Source organism: Bradyrhizobium sp. 87, from assembly GCF_023073015.1.
GTDB classification, from domain to species: domain Bacteria; phylum Pseudomonadota; class Alphaproteobacteria; order Rhizobiales; family Xanthobacteraceae; genus Bradyrhizobium; species Bradyrhizobium canariense_D.
Genome location: NZ_JADPIQ010000022.1, coordinates 420,581 through 442,757 on the forward strand (window position 1 = coordinate 420,581; position 22,177 = coordinate 442,757).

18 protein-coding genes and 1 pseudogene are annotated in these 22,177 nt (G+C 64.4%); 7 read left to right on the forward strand and 12 right to left on the reverse strand.

The window, feature by feature from the left end; genetic code table 11:
* Window positions 1-96: 96 nt before the first annotated feature.
* Window positions 97-2,784, reverse strand: a complete 2,688-nt coding sequence (ligD, locus tag IVB50_RS06490; protein ID WP_085361508.1) for a DNA ligase D — start codon at window positions 2,782-2,784, stop codon at window positions 97-99.
* A 116-nt stretch (window positions 2,785-2,900) separates the two neighbouring features.
* Between ligD and IVB50_RS06495 the strand changes: the two genes are divergently transcribed.
* Window positions 2,901-3,785 (forward strand): Ku protein, encoded by an 885-nt coding sequence (locus IVB50_RS06495; RefSeq protein ID WP_018454048.1) that lies wholly within the window; start codon window positions 2,901-2,903, stop codon window positions 3,783-3,785.
* Window positions 3,786-3,929: 144 nt separating this feature from the next.
* Here IVB50_RS06495 and IVB50_RS06500 read toward each other — a convergent pair whose 3' ends face one another.
* The 6 genes from IVB50_RS06500 to IVB50_RS06525 all read right to left on the reverse strand — a co-directional run bounded on the left by IVB50_RS06500 (window position 3,930) and on the right by IVB50_RS06525 (window position 12,078).
* A complete protein-coding gene (locus IVB50_RS06500) occupies window positions 3,930-4,619 on the reverse strand; it encodes a response regulator transcription factor (RefSeq protein ID WP_018454047.1) in 690 nt (229 codons plus the stop codon).
* The gene (locus tag IVB50_RS06505; RefSeq protein WP_247295034.1) at window positions 4,616-7,339 is read right to left on the reverse strand and encodes a sensor histidine kinase KdpD; all 2,724 of its coding nucleotides are present in this window, start codon (window positions 7,337-7,339) and stop codon (window positions 4,616-4,618) included. Before IVB50_RS06505 ends, IVB50_RS06500 begins: the two co-directional genes overlap by 4 nt.
* Before the next feature lie 37 nt (window positions 7,340-7,376).
* Window positions 7,377-7,979 (reverse strand): K(+)-transporting ATPase subunit C, encoded by a 603-nt coding sequence (locus IVB50_RS06510; RefSeq protein ID WP_018454045.1) that lies wholly within the window; start codon window positions 7,977-7,979, stop codon window positions 7,377-7,379.
* 110 nt (window positions 7,980-8,089) lie between these two features.
* A complete protein-coding gene (gene kdpB, locus IVB50_RS06515; protein WP_247295038.1) occupies window positions 8,090-10,204 on the reverse strand; it encodes a potassium-transporting ATPase subunit KdpB in 2,115 nt (704 codons plus the stop codon).
* 49 nt (window positions 10,205-10,253) lie between these two features.
* Window positions 10,254-11,957, reverse strand: a complete 1,704-nt coding sequence (kdpA, locus tag IVB50_RS06520; RefSeq protein ID WP_247295041.1) for a potassium-transporting ATPase subunit KdpA — start codon at window positions 11,955-11,957, stop codon at window positions 10,254-10,256.
* Between the two features lie 31 nt (window positions 11,958-11,988).
* Entirely contained in the window at window positions 11,989-12,078 is a 90-nt protein-coding gene (locus IVB50_RS06525; RefSeq protein WP_018454042.1) for a K(+)-transporting ATPase subunit F, read from the reverse strand.
* Window positions 12,079-12,566: 488 nt separating this feature from the next.
* Here IVB50_RS06525 and IVB50_RS06530 point away from each other — a divergent pair.
* The 3 genes and pseudogenes from IVB50_RS06530 to IVB50_RS06540 all read left to right on the forward strand — a co-directional run bounded on the left by IVB50_RS06530 (window position 12,567) and on the right by IVB50_RS06540 (window position 15,504).
* Window positions 12,567-13,034, forward strand: a pseudogene (locus tag IVB50_RS06530) (hypothetical protein).
* Between the two features lie 214 nt (window positions 13,035-13,248).
* Complete coding sequence (gene upp / locus IVB50_RS06535) at window positions 13,249-13,884, forward strand: uracil phosphoribosyltransferase (RefSeq protein WP_018454040.1); 636 nt, start codon at window positions 13,249-13,251, stop codon at window positions 13,882-13,884.
* Window positions 13,885-13,917: 33 nt separating this feature from the next.
* Complete coding sequence (locus IVB50_RS06540; RefSeq protein ID WP_247295044.1) at window positions 13,918-15,504, forward strand: AMP-binding protein; 1,587 nt, start codon at window positions 13,918-13,920, stop codon at window positions 15,502-15,504.
* A 69-nt stretch (window positions 15,505-15,573) separates the two neighbouring features.
* Here the strand turns inward: IVB50_RS06540 and IVB50_RS06545 are convergent, their stop codons facing one another.
* Complete coding sequence (locus IVB50_RS06545; protein WP_007613843.1) at window positions 15,574-16,740, reverse strand: acyl-CoA dehydrogenase family protein; 1,167 nt, start codon at window positions 16,738-16,740, stop codon at window positions 15,574-15,576.
* A gap of 179 nt (window positions 16,741-16,919) precedes the next feature.
* Between IVB50_RS06545 and IVB50_RS06550 the strand changes: the two genes are divergently transcribed.
* Together IVB50_RS06550 and IVB50_RS06555 are read left to right on the forward strand one after the other, a co-directional pair.
* Window positions 16,920-17,423 (forward strand): MaoC/PaaZ C-terminal domain-containing protein, encoded by a 504-nt coding sequence (locus IVB50_RS06550; RefSeq protein ID WP_018454038.1) that lies wholly within the window; start codon window positions 16,920-16,922, stop codon window positions 17,421-17,423.
* Window positions 17,423-18,274, forward strand: coding sequence for a CoA ester lyase (locus IVB50_RS06555; protein WP_162496395.1), 852 nt, complete (start codon window positions 17,423-17,425; stop codon window positions 18,272-18,274). The genes IVB50_RS06550 and IVB50_RS06555 overlap by 1 nt, the downstream gene beginning before the upstream one ends.
* A 186-nt stretch (window positions 18,275-18,460) precedes the next feature.
* On the opposite strand, the gene IVB50_RS06560 is transcribed toward IVB50_RS06555, so the two are convergent.
* Window positions 18,461-19,258, reverse strand: coding sequence for a fumarylacetoacetate hydrolase family protein (locus tag IVB50_RS06560; RefSeq protein WP_085361511.1), 798 nt, complete (start codon window positions 19,256-19,258; stop codon window positions 18,461-18,463).
* Window positions 19,259-19,456: 198 nt separating this feature from the next.
* Between IVB50_RS06560 and IVB50_RS06565 the strand changes: the two genes are divergently transcribed.
* A complete protein-coding gene (locus tag IVB50_RS06565; protein ID WP_018454035.1) occupies window positions 19,457-20,356 on the forward strand; it encodes a LysR substrate-binding domain-containing protein in 900 nt (299 codons plus the stop codon).
* Window positions 20,357-20,461: 105 nt separating this feature from the next.
* On the opposite strand, the gene IVB50_RS06570 is transcribed toward IVB50_RS06565, so the two are convergent.
* The 3 genes from IVB50_RS06570 to IVB50_RS06575 are packed head-to-tail and all read right to left on the reverse strand — an operon-like array spanning window position 20,462 to window position 22,059.
* Window positions 20,462-21,574, reverse strand: coding sequence for a trypsin-like peptidase domain-containing protein (locus IVB50_RS06570; protein WP_018454034.1), 1,113 nt, complete (start codon window positions 21,572-21,574; stop codon window positions 20,462-20,464).
* 27 nt (window positions 21,575-21,601) lie between these two features.
* Entirely contained in the window at window positions 21,602-21,727 is a 126-nt protein-coding gene (locus tag IVB50_RS42380; protein WP_018454033.1) for a hypothetical protein, read from the reverse strand.
* A complete protein-coding gene (locus IVB50_RS06575) occupies window positions 21,727-22,059 on the reverse strand; it encodes a hypothetical protein (protein ID WP_085395707.1) in 333 nt (110 codons plus the stop codon). Before IVB50_RS06575 ends, IVB50_RS42380 begins: the two co-directional genes overlap by 1 nt.
* Window positions 22,060-22,177 lie beyond the last annotated feature (118 nt).

A 22,177-nucleotide genomic window follows, 5' to 3' on the forward strand; every position in this document is an offset into this window, starting at 1 on the left:
ACGAAGATCTAGTAGGGTGGGCAAAGGCGGAATGCGCCGGGCCCACCTTTTTGCTCGGCTGAGAGAAGATGGTGGGCACGCTTCGCTTTACCCACCCTACTTCGTTTTCCCGGCGAGCTTCTTGATCGCCGCCTTGATCGACGCCGCTGCATCGTCATAACCATCCCACGCCTTCGATCGCGCCAGCAAGCCGGGCACCGTCCGCACCGTGTACCGCTTCGGATCGAGGTCGCTCTTCACCTGCGCCCACGTGACCGGCATCGACACAGTCGCACCATCTCGCGCACGCGGCGACAGCGGCGCCACCGCCGTCGACATCCGATCGTTGCGCAGATAGTCCAGGAAGATCTTTCCGTTGCGCAGCTTCTTCGACATGTTGAGCAGATAGCGCTCGGGAGCGTCGTCCGCCATCCACTGGCAGACGCCTTGCGCGAAGGCCTTGGCCTCCTTCCAGCTCACCTGGTCGCGCGCGCCGTGACGCAGCGGGACCACGACGTGCAGACCTTTGCCGCCGGTGGTCTTGCAGAAGCTGTCCATGCCGATGTCGGTCAGCCGCTGCCGCATCTCCTTGGCGGCCTCGACGACCTCGGCGAAGACGACGTCGGGCGCGGGATCGAGATCGAACACCAGCCGGCCCGGGGTATCGTAGGCGTAGGGCGCGCAATTCCAGGGATGCAGCTCGACGCCGCCGATCTGCGCCACGGCCGCGAGCCCTTCGATGCGGTCGATCTGCAAATAGGGCTTGCGGTCGCCGGAGACCCGCGCGAGCTCCAGAAGGTTCGAGGTGCCCTGCATGGCGTGGCGCTGGAAGAAGCATTCGCCCTTGATGCCATCAGGGGCGCGGATCAGCGAGCACGGCCGGCCCTTGAGGTGCACGATCATCCATTCGCCGACGGCTTCGAGGTAGCGCGCGAGATCCAGCTTGGTAACGGGATCGCCATTGCCGTCGTCCGGCCACAGCGCCTTGTCCGGCTTCGAGAGCACGACACCCATCACTTCGGCAGTGCCGGCTTGCGCTGTTCGTGCACCGGTCTTCGCTTGCGCGCGCGGCTTCGCGCGCTGCTTCGTCGAGGGCTCGGCAAGCTCGGTATCGACCGGTGTCTCGGCCTCGACCTCCTCCGCCGGCTTGTCCTGCCGCAGACCCTTGAAGGCGGCCTGGCGGATATTGCCGTCGGCAGTGAAGCCGGCGAACTCGATCTCCGCCACGAGCTCCGGCTTCAGCCAGTGCACCTCGCGCGTCTTTTTCGGTGCGTTCTTGCCGCCGAAGGGGCTTTGCTTCGCCTCCATAGCCTTCAAGGACGGCATGATGCGCTTGACCTTGTCCGCGCCGAAGCCGGTGCCGACCATGCCGACGAAGGCGAGATGATCACCGCGGTGCACGCCGGCCATCAGCGAACGGAATTTGCCATTGGTGGTCTTGTAACCGCCGATCACGACCTCATGGCCGGCGCGGCATTTTGCTTTGGTCCAGCTTTCTGTCCGCCCCGAACGATAGGGCGCGTCCAGCTTCTTCGACACCACGCCCTCGAGCTCGAGCTTGCAGGCGGATTGCAGCACGGCGTCGCCGCCGCTTTCGAAATGCTCGACATAGCGAATCTGGCTCGATTTGCGCTTACGCGCTTCCAGCAGCTCCTTCAAGCGCGCCTTGCGCTCGCCGAGCGGCAGCCGGCGATAATCGAGGCCTTCCGCAAACAGCAGGTCGAACGCAAAGAAGATGAGCTCCTCGGTCTTGCCGTCCGACAGCGCCGCCTGGAGCGACGAAAAATTGGGTGCTCCATTGTGGTCGAGCGCGACGATCTCGCCGTCGACCATCATATCCGGCAGCGCGCCCGCCTCCTTCGCGATAGTTGCGAATTTTTCGGTCCAGTCGAGGCCTTTGCGCGTCTTCAACGTCGCCTTGCCGCCCTCGACCCGCAGCTGCACGCGGTAGCCGTCGAACTTGATCTCGTGGCACCAGCCGTCGCCGCTCGGCGGGCGCTCGACCGACGTACAGAGCTGCGGCGCCACGAAATCCGGCATCTCCGCCGCCTTGTTCGCGGTCGTCGCGGTTGTCGCTTTCTTCTTGACTGTTTTGCCGGTTTTCAACGCCGCGCGGGGCGCCGGCTTGACCGTGCGCTCTTTCGCCTCGTCCGCCCGGTTGGACTGCCAGACCGCGTCGGCCTTGGCCTTGGTGCCCTTCGCCAGCATGAACGGTTTTGGCGCACGGCCCTTGCCTTCGGCGATCTGATCCATCGCGCGGCCGGAGGCGACCGATTTGTCCTCCTCGAGAATGTCGTTGTCTGCGCCCTCGCGAACATATTCGTCGCGATGCTTGATCAGGAGCCAATTGGTCCGTTTGCCGCCGGTGCGGTCGTTGCGCATGCGCACCAGGACCCAGCTGCCGTGCAGCTTCTCGCCGTGCAGCGTGAACTTCAGATCGCCCTTCTTGAAACCGCGTTCGGGATCATCGGATTCCCAGGTGCCGCGATCCCACAGCATGACCGTGCCGCCGCCGTACTGGCCTTCCGGAATCGTGCCTTCGAAGTCGCCATAGTCGAGCGGATGGTCCTCGACCTCGACGGCCAGCCGCTTGTCGTGCGGATCGAGCGAGGGCCCTTTTGTCACCGCCCAGGACTTGAAGACGCCATCGAACTCGAGCCGCAGATCGTAGTGCAGCCGCGAAGCGTCATGCTTCTGAATCACGAAGCGGCGCTGCTTCGACGGCGCCACCGCGGTCTTGCCCGATGGCTCGGGCGTCTTCTCGAAATCACGTTTCTGTCGATACTTGGAGAGCTTTTGCAGCACGACTGGTCCCGGATTCTCTTTGGCGTGAAGCCTATCACGGCCCGCATCCCACCCGGAACCAAAACCCCGCGGGACGGTTGGGGTTCCAAAATGACTCGCAGACGCTGGAGAACGGAATGGCACCGCGCGCCTATTGGAAGGGAACGTTGAAGCTCTCGCTGGTCAGTTGCCCCGTTGTGCTTTATCCGGCGACCACCGCGGCCGAGAAGACGCGGTTTCACATGATCAACCGGGAGACCGGCAACCGGTTGAAGCAGCAGATGATCGACGCCGAGACCGGCGACGTCGTCGAGAGCGACCAGAAGGGGCGCGGCTACGAGCTGCGCAAGGGCAAATATGTCGAGATCGAGCCGGAGGAGCTCGAAGCGGTCCAGATCGAGAGCAACCACACCATCGACATCGAGAGCTTTGTGCCGAGCGACGAGATCGACCAGCGCTATCTCAACCACCCCTACTACATCGCGCCCGACGGCAAGGCCGCGGTCGATGCTTTTGCCGTGATCCGCGACGCCATGAAGGACCAGGATCGCGTCGCGCTCGCCAAGATCGTGCTCACCAATCGCGAGCACATCATCGCGATCGAGCCGCTCGGCAAGGGCCTGCTCGGCACCACGCTGCGCTTCCCCTACGAACTGCGCGACGAGGACCAGTTCTTCGACGACATCAAGAGCCCGAAGATCACCAAGGACATGGTTGAGCTCGCCGGCCATATCCTCCAGACCAAGACCTCCCATTTCGATCCCAGCAAGTTCAAGGACGACTACGAGACCGCGCTGAAGGCCCTGGTGAAGCGCAAGGCCAGCGGCAAGACAATCGAACTGCCGGAGCCCGAGGAGAAGCCGAGCAATGTGGTCAGCCTGATGGATGCGCTGAAGCAGAGCTTGAAGGGACGCGGCGGGAAGAAGACGGCGGCGAAGTCCCATGCGCGCCGGGCGTCGGGGCGAACGGGCGCCGCGAAGAAGACGCATCGGTCGACAGCGCGGCAGAGGAAGGCGGGTTAGCTCTCCACCGCGCACCTCACTCTCTTCCCTCAAGGTGAGGAGGCGCGAAGCGCCGTCTCGAACCATGCAGGCCTCGCTGCAACAGTCGGGACCTTCATCCTTCGAGACGCGCGTTCCGCGCTCCTCAGGATGAGGGATGCAGCGTCAATCCCCCGCCTTCAGCCGATAGCCGATCCCCGTCTCCGTCAGCACATGTTGCGGCCGTTCCGGATCCGCTTCGATCTTTTGCCGGAGCTGGCGGACATAGACGCGGAGATATTGCGCGTCGGTCAGCTCGTCCCATAACTCCCTCAGCAGGAAGCGGTGGGTGAGCACCTTGCCGGCGTGCTGCACCAGCACACGCAGGAGGTCATATTCCTTCGGCGACAGTTTGACGTCGCGCTCGCCGACCCTGACGACCCGGCGCACCAGATCGACCGAGAGATCGCCGGCACGAAACACCGGCCGTTCGCCCTGGATCTGAAGCTGGTGGCGCAGCGCGGCGCGCAGGCGCGCCAGCAGCTCGTCCATGCCGAACGGCTTCGTCAGGTAATCGTCGGCACCCAGATCCAGCGCCTGCACCTTGCCGGCCTCATCGCCACGGCTCGACAGCACCACGATCGGCACAGCTTCGTTGCGGGCGCGGATGGTACGCAACAGCTCATGGCCCTGGATGTCGGGCAGGCCGAGATCGAGGATGATCAGCGCGGGATCCTCGCTGAGCTTCTCCAGCGCGGTCTTGCCGTTCGACGCCTCCAGGATCTCATAGCCTTGCGTCGAGAGCCCCATCCGCAGCAATTTGCGGATCGGCGGCTCGTCGTCGATGACCAGCACTTTGATCGGGGCGGCGCTCATGCGGCGGTATCCAATGCACGGGTCCGGGCGGGAATGGGCAGACGGATGGTCAGAACCGCGCCGCTCCGGTCGCTGCGATTCGCCGCCGAGATCGTGCCACGCATCGCCTCGACGAAGCCGCGGGAGATGGCGAGCCCGAGCCCGGTGCCGGGACGGACATGGTCGCCCTTCTGCACGCGATAAAACTTGTCGAACACCCTCTCGAGCTCCTCAGACGGAATGCCGTCGCCCTCGTCGGCAATCTGGAGCACCACATGATCGCTGTCGCGCCGGCTGCGGATCGAGACCGTCGCGTGGGGCTGCGAATATTTGGCGGCGTTGTCGAGCAGGTTGAACAGCACCTGCTCGAACAGCACCGCATCGAGCTGGAGCATAGGAAGGTCTGCGGCCAACTCCAGCTCCACCTTGTGGGCGGTGAGGATCTTGGCTGCCCGCCGGAGCGCGCTGCCGACGATCTCTCCGAGATCGTGCAACGCAGCGTTGGGCACGATGGCGCCGGATTCGAGCTTGGTCATGTCGAGCAGATTGGCGATGAAGCGGTTGAGCCGTTCGGATTCGTCGATGACCGTCGCGAGCAGGTCGCGATTCTCGGTGTCGGAGAGCGCGCTGGCGAGATCGCGCATGGTCGAGGCCGCACCCAGCACGGATGCGAGCGGCGTCTTCAGGTCGTGTGAAATCGAGGTCAACAATGCGGAACGCAGCCGCTCGGATTCGACGGAGCGCTTGACGCGATCGACGTCCTCGACCAGCAGCACGCGTTCGATCGCCAGCGCGCCCTGGTCGACCAGCGCGTCGAGCAGCCGGCGCTGGTCCGGCGTCAGCAAGGGACCGCTGCGGTCGTTGTCGATTCCGATGACCCCGATCGGGCCGCGCCCGGTGCGCATCGGCAGGAATAGCCGTTTTGCACCAGGCAGCGTGTCCGAGCCGCGGCCTGCAGGCCGGTCATTGCTCCAGGCCCAGTTGGCGGCCGCAAGGTCGGCCTGATCGAGATCGTCCTCGGGCGGATAGCCCGACTTCACCGTGAGCAGCCCTTCGTCCGGCAACAGCAGCACCACGCGGACTTTCAGCATCAGCGCGATCTGGTAGGCGGTCGCCCACAGCACGTCGTCGAGCGTGCCGGTGCCGGCGAGCTTGCGGCTGAAAGCATAGAGCTGCTCGGTGGTCCGGATGCGGCCGATCGCAGCATCAGCCTGGGTGCGGACCCGCCCCGCCACATTCGACACCACGAACGCAATCAGCATGAAGAAAAAGAACGCCGCGACATTGGTCGGATCGGTAATGGTGAAGGTATAGACCGGCGGCAGGAAGAAGAAATTGTAGGCGAGGGACGCCGCGACACTCGCAAGCAACGACGGCCACAATCCGTAGCGCACGGCAACCGTCACCACGGCGGTCAGAAACATCAGGTCGACGTTCTCAATGCCGAAATACGGCTTGATCGCCACGGCGGCAGCGAGGCCAAGCGCGGTGATCCCGACCGCCTTCAGATAGGGCCGCCCATCGAACGGGTCCGATCGCGTTGCGGTCTGTACCGCCGTCTTCGGCGGCGGCTCGTTCGTGAATTCGTCGCCAGGGATGACATGCACGCTGATGTTACCGGCGCGGCGCACCAGATCGTGCACGACGGAGCCGCGCGTCATCTCGAACCAGAGCGAGCGCGTGGACTTTCCGATCACGATCTGGGTGACGTTGTTGCCCTGCGCGAAGTTGACCACGTCGTCGGCGAGGCGGCGGCCGACGCCCGGAATCGTCAGTGCCTCGCCGCCGAGCGATTCCGCGAGCCGCAGCGTATCGGCGAGCCGGTCGCGCTCCTCATCGGACATTTGCAGGGACCGCCGCGTCTCGATCGACACCGCGATAAACGGCGCGTGCAGCCGGTCGGCCAGCCGCTTGGTGTAACGCACGAGGCTGGCCGCGCGCGGATCTTCGCTGATGCAGACGAGGATGCGCTCGCCTGCGGCCCAGGGACCGGCGATCGCGTTCGCCTGCATGTGGCTGAGTAGCTGCTCGTCGACCCGTTCGGCCGTGCGCCGCAGCGCGAGTTCACGCAGCGCGGTCAGGTTGCCCGGCGAGAAATAATGCTCCAGCGCCCGCTCGGCCTGCCTGGGGACATAGACCTTGCCTTCCTTCAGGCGCTGGATCAGGTCGTCGGGCGTGAGGTCGATCAGCTCGATGGCGTCTGCACGGTCGAACACCGAATCCGGCACGGTCTCGCGCACCCGCACATGGGTGATCTGCGCGACAACGTCGTTCAGGCTCTCGATGTGCTGGATATTGACGGCGGTGTAGACGTCGATGCCGTGGGACAGCAGCTCCTCGACATCGAGATGGCGTTTTGGATGGCGGCAAAGGGGAGCATTGGTGTGGGCGAGCTCGTCGACCAGCGCGATTTTCGGGCGGCGCGCGATCACGGCGTCGAGATCCATTTCTTCGACAATCTGGCCGCGGTAGTCGAGCTTCTTGCGCGGGATCACTTCCAGCCCACGCACCAGCGCCTCTGTCTCGGCCCGGCCATGGGTCTCGACGAAGCCGACCACGAGGTCGATGCCGGCCTTGCGCTTGGCGTGGGCGCTTTGCAGCATCTCGTAGGTCTTGCCGACGCCGGGAGCGGCGCCGACGAAGATTTTCAGCTTGCCGCTCACGCCCTCCTCCCGGCGCGCGGCCTCCAGCAGCGCCTCGGGCGAAGGACGTTGTTCGGGATCGCGGCGCTCTCGGACCATCAGATCAATATAATCATCCGCGCGGACCTAGCCTAGACTACTTCGTGGCACGATCGAGCGCGAGATTCAGAGTCAGCACGTTGACCCGGGGCTCGCCGATCAGGCCGAGCAGGCGGCCCTGGGTGTTGGAAGCCACCAGTTGCTTGACCTGATCCTCCGGCACGTTTCGCGCCTTCGCGACGCGCGGCACCTGGAATTGCGCCGCTTCCGGCGAGATATCCGGATCGAGGCCACTGGCTGAGGTCGTCACGAGGTCGACCGGCACGGCGGCATTCGGATTCTCGCCCCTGAGCTTGTCCACGTCTTCCTGCAGCCGGTCGGCCAGCGCCTTGCTGGTCGGGCCGAGATTTGAGCCACCCGAATTCGCGGCGTTGTAGGGCGCCGGTACCGTCTTGGTCGAATCGTTCGGATTCGGCGCCACCGTCGCCGAGGGACGGCCGTGGAAATATTTGTCGTCCTTGAACTCCTGCCCGATCAGGGCGGAGCCGACCACCTTGCCGTCGCGCTCGATCAGGCTGCCCTGCGCCTGCGCGGGGAAGATCGCGCCGGCAATAGCGGTCATCGCGAGCGGATAGGCTAAGCCAGTGATGGCGGTGAGCACCAGCAGCAGGACGATGGCGGGGCGGATTTCTCTGAGCATGTGTTTCTCCTATTTCTTTCGTCATTGCGAGGGGCGAAGCGACGAAGCAATCCAGTCTCTCAGCCGCGGCAAGAATTCTGGATTGCTTCGCTTCGCTCGCAATGACGGGGTTAGGCCAAATGCAAAGCGGTCACCACGAGGTCGATCGCCTTGATGCCGATGAAGGGAATGACGATTCCGCCGAGGCCGTAGATCAGCAGGTTGCGCCGGAGCAGTGCGCCGGCCCCGACCGCGCGATAGGCGGCGCCCTTCAGCGCCAGCGGGATCAGCGCGATGATAACAAGCGCGTTGAAGATGATCGCCGACAGGATGGCGCTCTGCGGGCTCGACAGATTCATGATGTTGAGCACATTGAGCTGGGGGTAGAACGCCAGGAACATCGCCGGGATTATCGCGAAATATTTCGCGACGTCGTTGGCGATCGAGAATGTAGTCAGCGCGCCGCGCGTCATCAGGAGCTGCTTGCCGATCTCGACCACCTCGATCAGCTTGGTCGGATTGGAGTCGAGGTCGACCATGTTGCCGGCCTCGCGAGCCGCCTGGGTGCCCGTGTTCATGGCGACACCGACATCTGCCTGCGCGAGCGCCGGCGCATCGTTGGTGCCGTCGCCGCACATCGCCACCAACTTACCCTTGGCCTGCTCGTCGCGGATCAGCTTGAGTTTGTCCTCGGGAGTTGCCTGCGCCAGGAAGTCGTCGACGCCGGCTTCCGCTGCAATCGCGGCCGCCGTCATGGGATTGTCGCCGGTAATCATGACGGTGCGGATGCCCATGCGTCGCAGCTCGGCAAAGCGCTCGCGGATACCGCCCTTGACGATGTCCTTGAGCTGGATGATGCCGAGCAGCTTGCCGTCCCGGGCGACCGCCAGCGGCGTGCCGCCGGCCTTCGATATGTCGTCGGCGATGGTCTGAATCTCGCGGCCGATGTCCGAGAGCCCGGCGGGCTGGATGGAACGAGCCGTGTTGCCGGAGGCGACCACCAGCGGCGCACCGCCACCGACATAGTTGAGGATCGCATCGACCGCGCCCTTGCGCACCGACGAGCCGCCGGCATCGACGCCGCTCATGCGGGTCAGCGCCGTGAACGGGATGAAGGTGGCTCCCAACTCGGCCATGTCGCGGCCACGGATACTGTATTTTTCCTTGGCCAGCACCACGATCGAACGGCCCTCCGGGGTCTCGTCGGCGAGCGAGGCGAGCTGGGCCGCGTCCGCGAGCTCCTGCTCGGTGACCCCGCGCACCGGGCGAAAGGAGGTCGCCTGGCGGTTGCCGAGCGTGATCGTTCCGGTCTTGTCGAGCAGTAGCGTGTCGACGTCTCCGGCGGCCTCGACCGCACGGCCGGACATCGCCAGCACGTTGAAGCGGACCAGACGGTCCATGCCGGCGATGCCGATCGCCGACAGCAGTGCGCCGATCGTGGTCGGGATCAGCGTCACGAACAGCGCGACCAGCACAACCACCGAGATCGAGCCGCCGGCATAGGCCGCGTAGCTCGGGATGGTGACGGTGGCGAACACGAAGATGATGGTGAGGCCCGCCAGCAGGATGTTGAGCGCGATCTCGTTCGGAGTCTTCGCCCGCTCGGCGCCCTCGACCAGCTTGATCATACGGTCGATGAAGGTCGAGCCCTGCGCTGCCGTGATCCGCACGCGAAACCAGTCGGACAGCACCTGGGTGCCGCCGGTCACCGCCGAACGGTCGCCACCGGATTCGCGGATCACGGGTGCGGACTCGCCGGTGATGGCGGCCTCGTTGACGGACGCGACGCCCTCGATCACCTCGCCATCGGAGGGAATGGTATCGCCGGCCTCGACCAGCACGATGTCGCCGACCTTGAGGCTGGTGCCGGGCACCAACTTGAAGGTGCGGTCAGAGCCGGTCAGTAGCTTGGCCTGGCTCTCGGTGCGGGTCTTGCGCAGCGATTCCGCCTGCGCCTTGCCGCGGCCTTCTGCTACCGCTTCGGCGAAGTTGGCAAACAGCACCGTAAACCAGAGCCAGACGATGATCTGAAAGGTGAAGCCGAGATTCTCACCGCCGGTGAGGAGATCGCGCAGGAAGATCACAGTGGTGAGCGCGGCCACGATCTCGACCACAAACATCACCGGATTCTTGATCATCAAGCGCGGATCGAGCTTGATGAAGGACGCGCGGATCGCAGGCACGACGATCTTGGGATCGAGCATCGCCGAGACGGACGCGCGTTTTTGCAGTTTCGTGGTATCCATGGAGGTCACTCCAAACAATCAGAAGGCGGTCGATCAGAACACTAGTCGTTCAGAACACCTGGCCGGCGTTCATCGCGAGATGCTCGACGATGGGGCCGAGGGCGAGGGCCGGGAAGAAGGTGAGGCCGCCGATGATCAGGATCACGCCGACGACGAGGCCGACGAACAGCCCGCCCGTGGTCGGGAGGGTGCCCGCGGACGGCGGGATCGATTTCTTGGCGGCCAGCGAACCCGCGATCGCCATCGCCGGGATGATCATGAAGAAGCGGCCGACGAACATCGCGCTTGCGAGCGTGAGATTGTAGAAGAAGGTGTTGCCGGTGAGGCCCGCGAAGGCCGAGCCGTTGTTGCCGGTCGCCGAGGTGAAGGCATAGAGCACCTCGGTGAAGCCATGCGGCCCGGCATTCGCCATCGAGGCGACCGCCGCCGGATAGACCACGCCGACCGCGGTCCATCCCAGATACATCAGCGGCAGCACCAGGATCGCGAGCATCGCCATCTTCACTTCGCGCGCCTCGATCTTCTTGCCGACATACTCCGGCGTGCGGCCGACCATCAGGCCTGCCACGAAGATCGCGAGCACGACGAACAGCAGCATGCCATAAAGGCCGGCGCCGACCCCGCCGACGATGATTTCGCCGAGCTGCATATTGATCAGGGGAATCATGCCGCCGAGCGCCGTGAAGCTGTCATGCATGGCGTTGACCGCGCCACAGGAGGCGGCCGTCGTGATCACCGCGAACAGGGAGGACGCGACGATGCCGAAGCGAACCTCCTTGCCTTCCATGTTGCCGCCGGTCAGGCCGAGCGCGTGCAGGGTCGAAGTACCGTTGGCTTCCGCCCAATAGGTGATGGCGACACCGGCGACGAACAGCACACCCATCACGGACAGGATCGCCCAGCCCTGGCGCTGGTTGCCGACCATGCGGCCGAACACGTTGGTCAGCGCCGCACCCAGAACGAAGATCGACAGCATCTGCACGAAGTTCGACAGCGCGGTTGGATTTTCGAACGGATGCGCCGCATTGGCGTTGAAGAAGCCGCCGCCATTGGTGCCGAGCATCTTGATCGCGACCTGGGAGGCGACCGGGCCGACCGCGATGGTTTGCTTGGCACCCTCGAGCGTGGTGGCCTCGACATAGTCACCGAGCGTCTGCGGGATGCCCTGCCAGACCAGGAACAGCGTATAGACAATACCGATTGGCAACAGCACATAGAGGCTGCAGCGGGTGACGTCGACCCAAAAATTTCCGACGGTGCGCGCCGACGCGCGCGAGAAGCCGCGGATCAGGGCGACCGCCAGCGCGATGCCGGTTGCCGCCGACAAGAAGTTCTGGTGCGTCAAGCCGAGCATCTGCACGAGATAGGACAGCGTGCTCTCTCCACCGTAATTCTGCCAGTTGGTGTTGGTGATGAAGGAGATCGCGGTGTTGAAGGAGAGATCCGCGGCGACAGCGCTTTGGCCGGCCGGATTGAACGGCAGGACGGCCTGCAACCGCATCACGCCGTAGATGATGAGGAAGCCGCCGACATGGAACAACAGCATGGCGACCGTATAGGTCAGCCAATGCTGCTCGCGCTTCTCGTCGACGCCGGAGAACCGGTAGATGCCGGCCTCGATCGGACGCAGCACCGGAGACAGGAAGGTCCGCTCGCCGTTGAACACGCGCGTCATGTACCAGCCGAGCGGTTTTGTGAGCGCGACGGTAATGACGCAAAAGAGAATGATCTGGAGCCAACCGATCATAGTCATGATATCAACCCTTCAGGCTTCGTGAGCACGGTCAGAACCGCTCGGGCCGCAGCAGCGCGTAAGTGAGGTAGAACAGGAGGCCGAGCGAAACGGCGCCGGCGAGCGAATAATCGAAGATCATGGCCGCTCCTTCAAAGCCGTTCGCAGGCGTAGGTGTAGCCAATCGCAAGGGCGAAGAAGCCGAAGCCCAGCGCCAGCATCAGAATGTCCATCATGGAGATACTCCTCGTTGCGCCATTGATTTGGACGCAACCGTTTCTCGGGAGACCCGGTCGGCGCGTGAAAGGAAATGCCAGTGCATTTCCACCGCGCCCACCGGGACCTTTGACCGTGCTGAAGTGCCACCCCAGGCATAGGTTTTCGAGACGAGGGCCGTGGCGAAGTTATAGGAATCTCATAAAAGGCCGAGGCTGGCCTGGTCGGACAACGCTCGCGAGGCACATCACATCGTCGTCCCGGCGAAGGCGGAGAATGGCGCGCGACCGCCCCCATCCCGCACTTATGAAATCCCTATATCTCCCGCCCCGCCCCCATCTCGTTTTCAAATGCCGTTTTGGCCATCTTGGAGAGGCCGGCCGACTGACCGACGCCACCTCCAGGAGGCCTGACATGACCACCGCCGCTCTCCGACACTACGATCCACCGTCACTTGGCAACCGCTTGCGCAATGCGCAGGTGATGACGCAACCGCTGATGCTCGAGATCATCGACAAGGCGTGTCGGCACTTCCCTTCAGCTCGGACAGATCGAGCCCACCGCGCGCGTCACGCGCCTGATCGAAGCAGAGGCCTGGGCCGATGCCGCGCACTGATGGAGCTGGAGCTGCCGCTCTGGCAAGTCCGCCGCATCGCCTATGACGAGGGTGAATGGCATTGCGCTCTCTCGCGCGAGCGCGAATTGCCGGACTGGCTCGACGCCGCGGTCGAGGCGCGCTACTCCGATCTCGCGCTCGCACTGCTGTCGGCTTTCATCGAGGTTCAGGCATTGGCCCTGGAAGTTTCGCGTCCGAGTGTTCCCACTGTTCGCCCCGCGCCTGACCCGCTCTACGAGCCGGTAGGCTGCGAAAATTTCGGCTAGTGGGCGCGGTCCTGACGCTCGTCATCACACTCGTGGCGCGCGGGCTCGGAGCATAAACCGTCACGCCCATCGACCGCGAATTGACCATGGCTGCCTACGGGGCGAGCAACCGGCTCCGCAGCGCGGTCGCGACGCCCGGCTGAGGGCACGTCTCCCACACCAAAAACACTCGGCCGATCTGGCGCAGTTTCACGGAACCGTGTAGATCGGTTTCATGAGCATCAGCAACGTCAACGTGGTCGCCCATCCCCTGGTCCAGCACAAGCTCTCCCTGATGCGGGAGAAGGACCGCTCGACCAAGAGCTTTCGCGAAATCCTGAACGAGATCGGGATGCTGCTCGGCTACGAGGTGACGCGCGACCTGCCGCTGGAGCTGGTCGAGATCGAGACGCCGATTGCGCCGATGCGGGCGCCCAAGATCGCCGGCAAGAAGCTCACGCTGGCGCCGATCCTGCGCGCCGGCGTCGGCTTCCTCGACGGCATGCTGGCGTTGATGCCCTCGGCGCGCATCGCTCATATCGGGCTCTACCGCGATCCTGATACGTTGCAGGCCGTGGAGTATTACTTCAAGGCGCCGCAGGACCTGTCGGATCGCACCGTGATCCTGATGGATCCGATGCTGGCGACCGGCAACTCGGCCTGCGCCGGCGCCTCGCTGCTGAAGGCGCGCGGCGCCCGCGACATCCGCTTCGTCTGCCTTCTGGCCGCGCCTGAAGGTATCGCGCAGTTCCAGAGCGAGCATCCGGACGTGCCGGTCTGGACCGCCGCGATCGACGAGCGGCTCAACGACCACGGCTACATCGTGCCGGGGTTGGGCGACGCCGGCGACCGGATGTTCGGCACCAAGTAGACAGGTTCGCGCGGTCGGGTTAGTCCGGTTGCCATGAGCGCCAATGAATTCTCGCTGCAATCGCTGATCCGGGCCGAGGCGGCCGCTGATCCCGCCTTCGTGTTCGACGGCACGCTGGTTTCGCGCGCCGAATTCTCGGAACAGATCGAGCAGACCGCCGCCTGGCTTGCCGCGCGCGGTATCGGCAAGGGCGACGTCGTCGCGGTCTGGCTGGTCAACCGGATCGAATGGATCGCACTGCTGTTCGCCGCCGCCCGGCGTGGGGCAATCGTCGCCGCCGTCAATACACGCTACCGCAGCGCGGAGGTCGCGCATCTCCTGAAGCTGTCCGGCGCCCGTGTGATGGTGATCGAAGCCGCGTTCCGCTCGATCGACTTTGCCGCTATTCTCGCCGACGTCGCCAAGGACGAGGTGCCCGCGCTGCGAGAACTCGCGGTGGTCGGCGCGGATGAGATTCCCGCCCAATGGCCATGCGTACGCTTCGACGCCTTCGACAAGCCTTATCCGCCGGCTACGCCGGAGGAGGAGGACGTCGGTCTGCCTCTGCTGCTCTACACGACGTCGGGCACCACCAAGGGACCGAAGCTTGTCGCGCATTCACAGCGAACATTGGCCACGCACGCCGCCGCCGTTGCCAAGGCGCTCAAACTCTCGCCGCAGCGCCATGCGCTGCTGGCGATGCTGCCGTTCTGCGGCACTTTTGGCATGACGAGCCTGCTCGGCTTCGTCGCAGCGGGCGCGGCCGTCCATGCGCTCGACGCCTTCGAGGCCGCGCCGGCGCTGAAGATTCTCCGCGAGTGCGGGATCACGCACGCCTTTGGTTCCGACGAGATGTTCCGCCGCATCCTCGCCCTCACCGACGCGCCGCATCCATTTCCGCATCTCGAGGCATGCGGCTTTGCCGCGTTCCAGCCCGGCTGGCGCGAGCTTGCGGCGGAGGCCGAAGCGCGCGGCATGCCGTTGCACGGCCTCTACGGTTCGAGCGAGGTGCAGGCGCTGTTCTCGATCGCACGCTCGAGTGATGGCTTCGCCGATCGCATCGAGGGCGGCGGCTGGCCGATGTCGCCGGAGGCCAAGGTCCGGGTGCGCGACACCGAGACCGGCGAACTCGCCCCTCGCGGCGTCTCCGGCGAGATCGAGATCCGTGCGCCGTCACTCTTTCTCGGCTACTACAACAATCCCGACGCGACGCGCGACGCCTTCACCGCGGACGGCTTCTTCCGCACCGGCGATATCGGCCAGCTGCGCGGCGACGGCTCCTTCGTCTACGAAACCCGCGCGGGCGACGCCATGCGGCTCGGCGGCTTCCTGGTTGCGCCCGGCGAGATCGAGGACGAACTCAAATCGTGCGCTGGCGTGGCCGACGCCCAGGTCGTCGCGGTCGATCTGAAGGGAAACGCACGCTGCGTTGCCTTCGTGATCCCCGCTCGGGAAACCCACCACGAGCCGCCGCGGCAGGACGCGCTGATCGCGCGCCTGCGCGAGCGGCTCGCCGGCTACAAGGTCCCGGCTCGGATCTACGTCGTGGAGGCCTTCCCCGTCACCGACAGCGCGAACGGCGTCAAGATCCAGCGCGCCCGGCTTCGGGCCATGGCGATGGACCGGATCGCGGCCGAATAGCTCTGCCGTAGCGCGTCACGGTGATCGGGCGCGAATATCGCGGCGCCCGGCAATGGTACGTGTTCGAGCTTAGTATGACTTGGCCAGTCCAAGCACCTTTTCCGCGATGAAGCTCAGCGCAAGCTGCGGGCTGACCGGCGCGATGCGCGGAATCAGAACTTCACGCAAGTAACGCTCGACGTGAAACTCCTTGGCATAGCCAAAACCGCCATGGGTCATCACCGCCTGCTCGCAGGCGTGATATCCGGCCTCACCCGCAATGTATTTCGCGGCATTGGCGGCGCCACCGCAAGGCATGCCCTTGTCGTATTGCCAGGCCGCCGACATCACCATCAACCAGGCCGCCTCGAGCTCGACCCAGTTTACAGCCAGCGGATGCTGAATGCCCTGGTTCTTGCCGATCGGCCGGTTGAACACCACGCGGGTCTTGGCGTATTCGGTCGCGCGCGACAGCGCGAGCTTGCCGAGGCCGACGGCTTCCGCGGCGATGAGAATGCGCTCGGGGTTCATGCCTTCGAGAATGTACTGGAAGCCTTTGCCCTCTTCGCCGATGCGATCCTCCATCGGGATTTCAAAGTCCTCGAAGAACAGCTCGTTGGAATCGACGACCTTGCGGCCCATCTTCTCGATCTCGTGGACCTTGATCCTGTTGCGGTCGAAGTCCGTATAGAACAGGCTCAGCCCATGCGTCGGCGAGCGCACGTCCTCCAGCGGCGTGGTGCGCGCCAGCAGCAGGATCTTGTGCGCGACCTGCGCGGTGGAGATCCACACCTTCTGGCCGTTGACGATATAGCGGTCGTTCTTGGCCACCGCTCGGGTCTTGAGCTGTGTGGTGTTGAGGCCGGTGTTGGGCTCGGTCACGGCAAAGCACGCCTTCTCGCGGCCCTCGACCATCGGCGGCAGCATGCGCTTGCGCTGTTCCTCGGTGCCGAACACGACCACGGGATTGAGACCGAACACGTTGATGTGCACCGCGGAGGCGCCGGACATGCCGGCGCCGGATTCCGCGATGGCGCGCATCATAATCGCGGCTTCGGTGATGCCGAGGCCGGAGCCGCCATATTCCTCCGGCACGCAGATGCCGAGCCAGCCGGCGTCCGCCATGGCCTTGTGAAAGTCGTGCGGGAAGCCGCCGTCGTGGTCCTTCTTCAGCCAATAGGCGTCGGGAAAGTCTTCGCAAACCTTTGCGACGGCGTCGCGAATGGCTTCCTGCTGAGCGGTGAGCGCGAAATCCATATTCTTGATCTCCTTCTTGGGAGAAGCGAACGCGCAATCTCCCCCTCGTCGCGTTCCCCACGCGAAGGCCGTGGCGGATTGGTGCGCCCGAACGTGCCTTCGCTTGCGTTCTTTAACTTGAAAAGCAGGGTACAGATACGTGAATTTCCCTATCAACTGTGTGTAGCATGCATAGGGTCATGCGGCGCGAGGATGCGAGCGCGCCGTTATTTCGCAGGGAGGAAACCGCGATGGCCGGACTTTATTTCGAGGAGTTTTCGGTGGGCCAGGAGTTCAGGCATCCCCTGACGCGGACCGTCACGGAGATGGACAACACCCTGTTCAGCCTGCTGACGCTCAATCCGCAGCCGCTGCACATCGACGCACATTTTTCGGCCCAGACCGAGTTCGGCCAGCGCATTTTCAACAGCCTTTACACCCTCGGCATCATGATCGGCATGACGGTCTATGATACGACCATGGGGACCACCGTTGCCAATCTCGGCATGACGGACGTCACTTTTCCGAAACCGGTCTTCCATGGCGATACGCTGCGGGCGACGACAAAGGTGCTTTCGTTGCGGGAATCCAAATCGCGCCCCAAGGCGGGCATCGTCGAGTTCGAGCACCACGCTCTCAACCAGAACGACGAGATCGTCGGCAAATGCCGCCGCATGGCGATGATGCACAAGAGGCCGGTCTGATGCGTTCGATGCTGTTCGTGCCGGGCGACTCCCCGCGCAAATTCGAGAAGGCCAGCGAAGGCAACGCCGACGCGCTGATCATCGATCTCGAAGATTCCGTCGTCACCGACAAGAAGCCGGAGGCGCGCGGGTTGACGCTGACGATGCTGAAGGGCCGCAACAAGCCCCACCAGCTCTATGTCCGCGTCAACGCGCTCGACACCGGCATGACGCTCGCCGACCTTGCCGCGGTGATTCCGGGCCAGCCCGACGGCATCGTGCTGCCGAAATCGCAGGGCGGCGACGACGTGCGACAGGTCGCGACCTGGCTGGAAGCTTTGGAAGCTGCGGCTGGTATCGCCATTGGCTCAACACGCATCGTCTGCGTCGCGACCGAAACCGCAGCTTCGATCTTCGGGCTCGGCAGCTACAAGGGCTGCTCTCCTCGCCTCGCGGGCCTGATGTGGGGCGCGGAAGATCTCTCGGCCTCGCTCGGCGCGACTGAGAAAGCGGCGGGCGGCGTGTTCCACAGCCCTTATCGTCTGGCCCGCGATCTCTGCCTGATGGCGGCCGCCGCGGCCGAGGTCGCGCCGATCGACACCGTCTATACCGACATCGACAATCTCACCGGACTCGAACAGGAAACGCGCGCGGCGCGGCGTGACGGTTTTTCGGCGAAAGCGCTGATCCATCCCAAGCACGTCGACGTGGTCAACGCGGCGTTCGAGCCGACCGAAGCCGAGCGCAATTGGGCCGAGAAGGTGATCGCGGCGTTCGCGAGCAATCCGAACTCCGGCACGCTGCGCCTCGACGGCCAGATGATCGACAAGCCGCATCTTCGCGCCGCAAAGAAGATCCTCGGCCAGAGTTAGATCAGGACGCCGCGCTGCGACAGATGGGATCGAAGCCACTCTCAGCGTCGTCGTGGCCGGGCTTGTCCCGGCCATCCAGGGCTTCCACGCAACCGGCACCCAAAACGTGGATGCCCGGGACAAGCCCGGGCATGACGAAGCGAAACGTCCGGCCCCTCACTTTCCGCAGGCGGGGAGAGGGGAGCGTTAGACGATCTTGATCGACATATCCGGCAAGCCGTCGAGCTTGCACAACAGCACGTCGCCCTTCACGACCGGGCCGACATTCTCCGGCGTGCCGGAATAGATGATGTCGCCGGCCTTCAGCTCGAACGCTTCCGACAGTTTTGCGATTTGCTCGGCCACGCTCCAGATCATCTTGCTGAGATCCGAGCTCTGCTTCACCGTCCCGTTGATCGCCAGCGAGATGGCGCCCTTGTCGAAATGCCCGGTCTTGCTGGCCGGGTGGATCGGGCCGATCACCGCGGCGTGGTCAAAGCTCTTGCCGATCTCCCACGGCTTCTTCTCCGCGGCCATCCCGTTCTGGAGATCGCGCCGGGTCATGTCGAGGCCGAGCGCGTAGCCATAGACGTGGTCGAGCGCCTTCTCGGCCGGGATGTTGCTGCCGCCGGATTTCAGCGCGGCGACCAGCTCGACCTCGTGGTGATAGTTCTTGGTCAGCGACGGATAGGGATGATCGGCGACTTCGCCCACGGCGACGTTCTGGATCGCGTCGGTGGGCTTCTGGAAGAAGAACGGCGGCTCGCGGTTCGGGTCCGAGCCGCGCTCGATCGCGTGCGCCGCGTAGTTGCGCCCGATGCAGTAGATGCGGCGGACCTGGAACACCTGAGTTTCGCCGACGATCGGGATGGTGACCATCGGCACTGGAAAGATCGGCTTCGGGCCGGCCTGCGCCGCGGCCGGCGCAACTTCCGCGATTGAGGCAGCACTTGCCGCCGCGGCAATTGCGAGCAGCTCCCGTCGCGTTGCTGATGTCTCTTTCATGGCTTGTGCTCCCTTTTTATGTTCGTTGGGCGCATAATGCGCGCCGAGCCGCCTGATAATCAATATTCAGTATGCCAGCAATGCTGGACCGGCACGTCGACTAATTTAGAACAGGCCGGCTGCAGCCGAGCCTTCCGAACCGGCTCCCTTTCACCCTAGCATGGAACTTGCATAAATTCTGGGCGACATGGACGCCGCATGAACCTCATCAGCCTCGATATCCGCATGCTCCGGTCGCTGATCTCCGTGGTCGAGACCGGCAGCATCACCGAGACCGCGCGGCGGCTGGGCCGCACTCAGCCGGCGATCACTCTGCAATTGCAGCGGCTGGAGGAGCTCACCGGCAAGCAATTGTTCGAGCATGTCGGGCGCCGGCTCACGCTGAGCGAGGACGGCACCACGGTTCTCACCTACGCCAAATCCATCCTGAGGTTGCATGACGAATTGATTTCGCAGCTGGCGTCACAGGAGATCGAGGGTCAGGTCGTGCTCGGCACGCCCGACCTCTATGCCGCCTTCATGCTGCCGCAGATCCTCAGCGTGTTCCGAAAATCATTCCCGCGCGTCCAGGTCGAGCTCAATTGCGCGCTCTCGACGCCGCTGGTGGGCCTCGTCAAGCGCGGCGATGTCGACATCGCGCTCGTCACCCGCATGAACGATTTTACGGGCGGCCAGGTGGTACGGCGCGAGCAACTGGTCTGGATGACCGGCGAGCAGTCCTCCGCGCACCAGGAACGGCCTATCCCGCTGGCGTTGCTGCCGCCCGGCAACATCTATCGCGACTACGCGATTGACACGCTGGAACGTGCGAATCTGCGCTGGCGCATCGCCTGCGTCAGCGAAAGCGTCGGCGGCCTCCAGGCGGCGGCCTTCGCCGGCATGGCCGTGACCGTACTCGGCCGCAGCGCGCTGGTGCCGGCGATGCGCGAGATCGGCCCGAACGAGGGCCTGCCGCCGCTGCCGAAGATCGAGCTGCTGCTTTACAAGTCGAGCGGCGCGACCTCGAAGGCGGCGACCGCCTTGCACGACTATCTCGCGCACTATCTGCGCCTCGACGAGGAGCTCAGCGGCCGCGGCGAGCCGATCGAGCTGGGATAAAGCCATCCGGACGTTCGCGCAGCGGTCGTCCCAAACTGCGTCCCGGGTCCACGATCGCAGACAAAGAGCGACCGGCTTGCTGCGGTGATATCCTCTTTGATTGGCCTAGCGAACGAGGCGGTTGCTTCCTGCATTGGCATTGCGCGGCTCGGTTGCTGGAGCCACTCGGACGAGGACCGTGAGCGGTGTGCCGTTGCGCAGCAGAGCGAGCTTCACCTCGTCGCCGACCCGCGCAAGACCAATGGTATTGCGCAGCTGCGCGGCGGTGCGGATCGGGCGGCCCTCCGCCGTGGTGACAATGTCGCCCTTGTGCAGGCCAGCCTTCTCGGCCGGCGAATCCGCGGCAACTTCGGCGATGAGCGCGCCTTCGGTGCGTCCCTTGTTGACGGACGGGTGGAGGTCCTTCAGCGAAATGCCGATGCGACCGCGCTCGACCCTGCCGGTGGCGATGATCTGCTCCATCACCTTGCGCGCCATGTTGACGGGAATGGCAAAGCCAATACCGACATTGCCGCCAGCGGGCGAGATGATGGCCGAATTTATGCCGACCAGTTCGCCCTGCAGGCTGACCAGCGCGCCGCCGGAATTGCCGGGATTGATAGCGGCGTCGGTCTGAATGAAGTCTTCATAACCCTGCTTGCCGAGGCCGGTTCGGCCTAGGGCGCTGACGAGGCCCGACGTCACCGTCTGGCCGAGGCCGAAGGGATTGCCGATCGCGAGCACGAAGTCCCCGACTTCCAGTGCGTCGCTGTCACCGAGGGGAAGCGCCTTCAGTCCGGTCGGATTCTGGATCTGGAGCACGGCGACGTCCGTCGGCGAGTCGCGGCCGACGACCTTTGCGGAAAACTGCCGGCCGTCCTTGGTCGTGATCTGGAGGGCGGAGGTGCCTTCGACCACGTGGTTGTTGGTCAGCACGTAGCCGCTCCGGGCATCGACGATCACGCCGGAGCCGGTCGCGCTGACTTCCTTCTCGATCTGCCTCGGAACGTCGAAGAATTCGCGGAACAGCGGGTCACGATAGAGCGGATTGTCCTCGCGTACCCGGCCGTGCACCGAGATGTTGACCACCGCCGGCGTCACCTGCCGAACCAGAGGCGCCAAAGTCGGCACCGAGCCGCCCGGCTTCAGATCGGGGATCTGGCCTGCGGCGGGATGTGACGCCGTCAGTATCAGCACCAGCAACGCAAGCGAGAACGAACGCATAGCAATCGTCTTCATGACCAGTCGCATCGTCTGAGATTGAAATCAGAGAGCCGCTTCACGTTTGTCTGGCGGCACGTCGAGCCAGCCTTGCAAGGCTAGAAATGGAATGGCCCAGGCCGCGGAGACCTGGCCGACCAGCACCAGAGCAAGAACGGCCTGCGTGAGCATCACGCGCCTCGCCGTTCTGCGGCGGCCCAAGGCCGCCGCAAGCGCATCGGGACGCCGCCGCCGCGCGGCGGGTCGTCGTCATTGTCGCCGTCGAGCCGGCGCAGGGCCGCGAGAATATCGGCGAGCCGAATCGTACGGTTCATGCCGGGAATTTCACGCAAAGCGGGACAGGATTCGACGGCGTACATGTCGGACGCCCATGACGACAGAATGATCCGCTTCTCCGGCGTGGAGAGCTCCTTTGCATTCAGGACATCCGCGGGCGAACCGTAGTGAACCGCGGGATGAAACAGCGGGTTGAGATTTCCGGAATTCGTATTCACGTTTGTCATCGGTTGGGCCTCCCCTGACGCTCCTTTCGAAGGGATGGATGTGCTGATGATCGAATGGCCGTTCTCTCATGCATGTGGGAGCGCGGCGCGCATATCTGAGCGCCGCGTTCCACCATTC

Bases quoted from the DNA above. Each gene is read 5' to 3' on its own strand.
- IVB50_RS06570 (WP_018454034.1), bottom strand. From the start codon at position 21,574: ATGAAGACGATTGCTATGCGTTCGTTCTCGCTTGCGTTGCTGGTGCTG.
- IVB50_RS42380 (WP_018454033.1), bottom strand. From the start codon at position 21,727: ATGCTCACGCAGGCCGTTCTTGCTCTGGTGCTGGTCGGCCAGGTCTCC.
- kdpB (WP_247295038.1), bottom strand. From the start codon at position 10,204: ATGGATACCACGAAACTGCAAAAACGCGCGTCCGTCTCGGCGATGCTC.
- kdpA (WP_247295041.1), bottom strand. From the start codon at position 11,957: ATGACTATGATCGGTTGGCTCCAGATCATTCTCTTTTGCGTCATTACC.
- IVB50_RS06510 (WP_018454045.1), bottom strand. From the start codon at position 7,979: ATGCTCAGAGAAATCCGCCCCGCCATCGTCCTGCTGCTGGTGCTCACC.
- IVB50_RS06505 (WP_247295034.1), bottom strand. From the start codon at position 7,339: ATGGTCCGAGAGCGCCGCGATCCCGAACAACGTCCTTCGCCCGAGGCG.
- IVB50_RS06560 (WP_085361511.1), bottom strand. From the start codon at position 19,258: ATGAAAGAGACATCAGCAACGCGACGGGAGCTGCTCGCAATTGCCGCG.
- upp (WP_018454040.1), top strand. From the start codon at position 13,249: ATGAGCATCAGCAACGTCAACGTGGTCGCCCATCCCCTGGTCCAGCAC.
- IVB50_RS06550 (WP_018454038.1), top strand. From the start codon at position 16,920: ATGCGGCGCGAGGATGCGAGCGCGCCGTTATTTCGCAGGGAGGAAACC.
- IVB50_RS06575 (WP_085395707.1), bottom strand. From the start codon at position 22,059: ATGACAAACGTGAATACGAATTCCGGAAATCTCAACCCGCTGTTTCAT.
- IVB50_RS06495 (WP_018454048.1), top strand. From the start codon at position 2,901: ATGGCACCGCGCGCCTATTGGAAGGGAACGTTGAAGCTCTCGCTGGTC.
- IVB50_RS06540 (WP_247295044.1), top strand. From the start codon at position 13,918: ATGAGCGCCAATGAATTCTCGCTGCAATCGCTGATCCGGGCCGAGGCG.
- IVB50_RS06545 (WP_007613843.1), bottom strand. From the start codon at position 16,740: ATGGATTTCGCGCTCACCGCTCAGCAGGAAGCCATTCGCGACGCCGTC.
- IVB50_RS06525 (WP_018454042.1), bottom strand. From the start codon at position 12,078: ATGATCTTCGATTATTCGCTCGCCGGCGCCGTTTCGCTCGGCCTCCTG.
- IVB50_RS06565 (WP_018454035.1), top strand. From the start codon at position 19,457: ATGAACCTCATCAGCCTCGATATCCGCATGCTCCGGTCGCTGATCTCC.
- IVB50_RS06500 (WP_018454047.1), bottom strand. From the start codon at position 4,619: ATGAGCGCCGCCCCGATCAAAGTGCTGGTCATCGACGACGAGCCGCCG.
- IVB50_RS06555 (WP_162496395.1), top strand. From the start codon at position 17,423: ATGCGTTCGATGCTGTTCGTGCCGGGCGACTCCCCGCGCAAATTCGAG.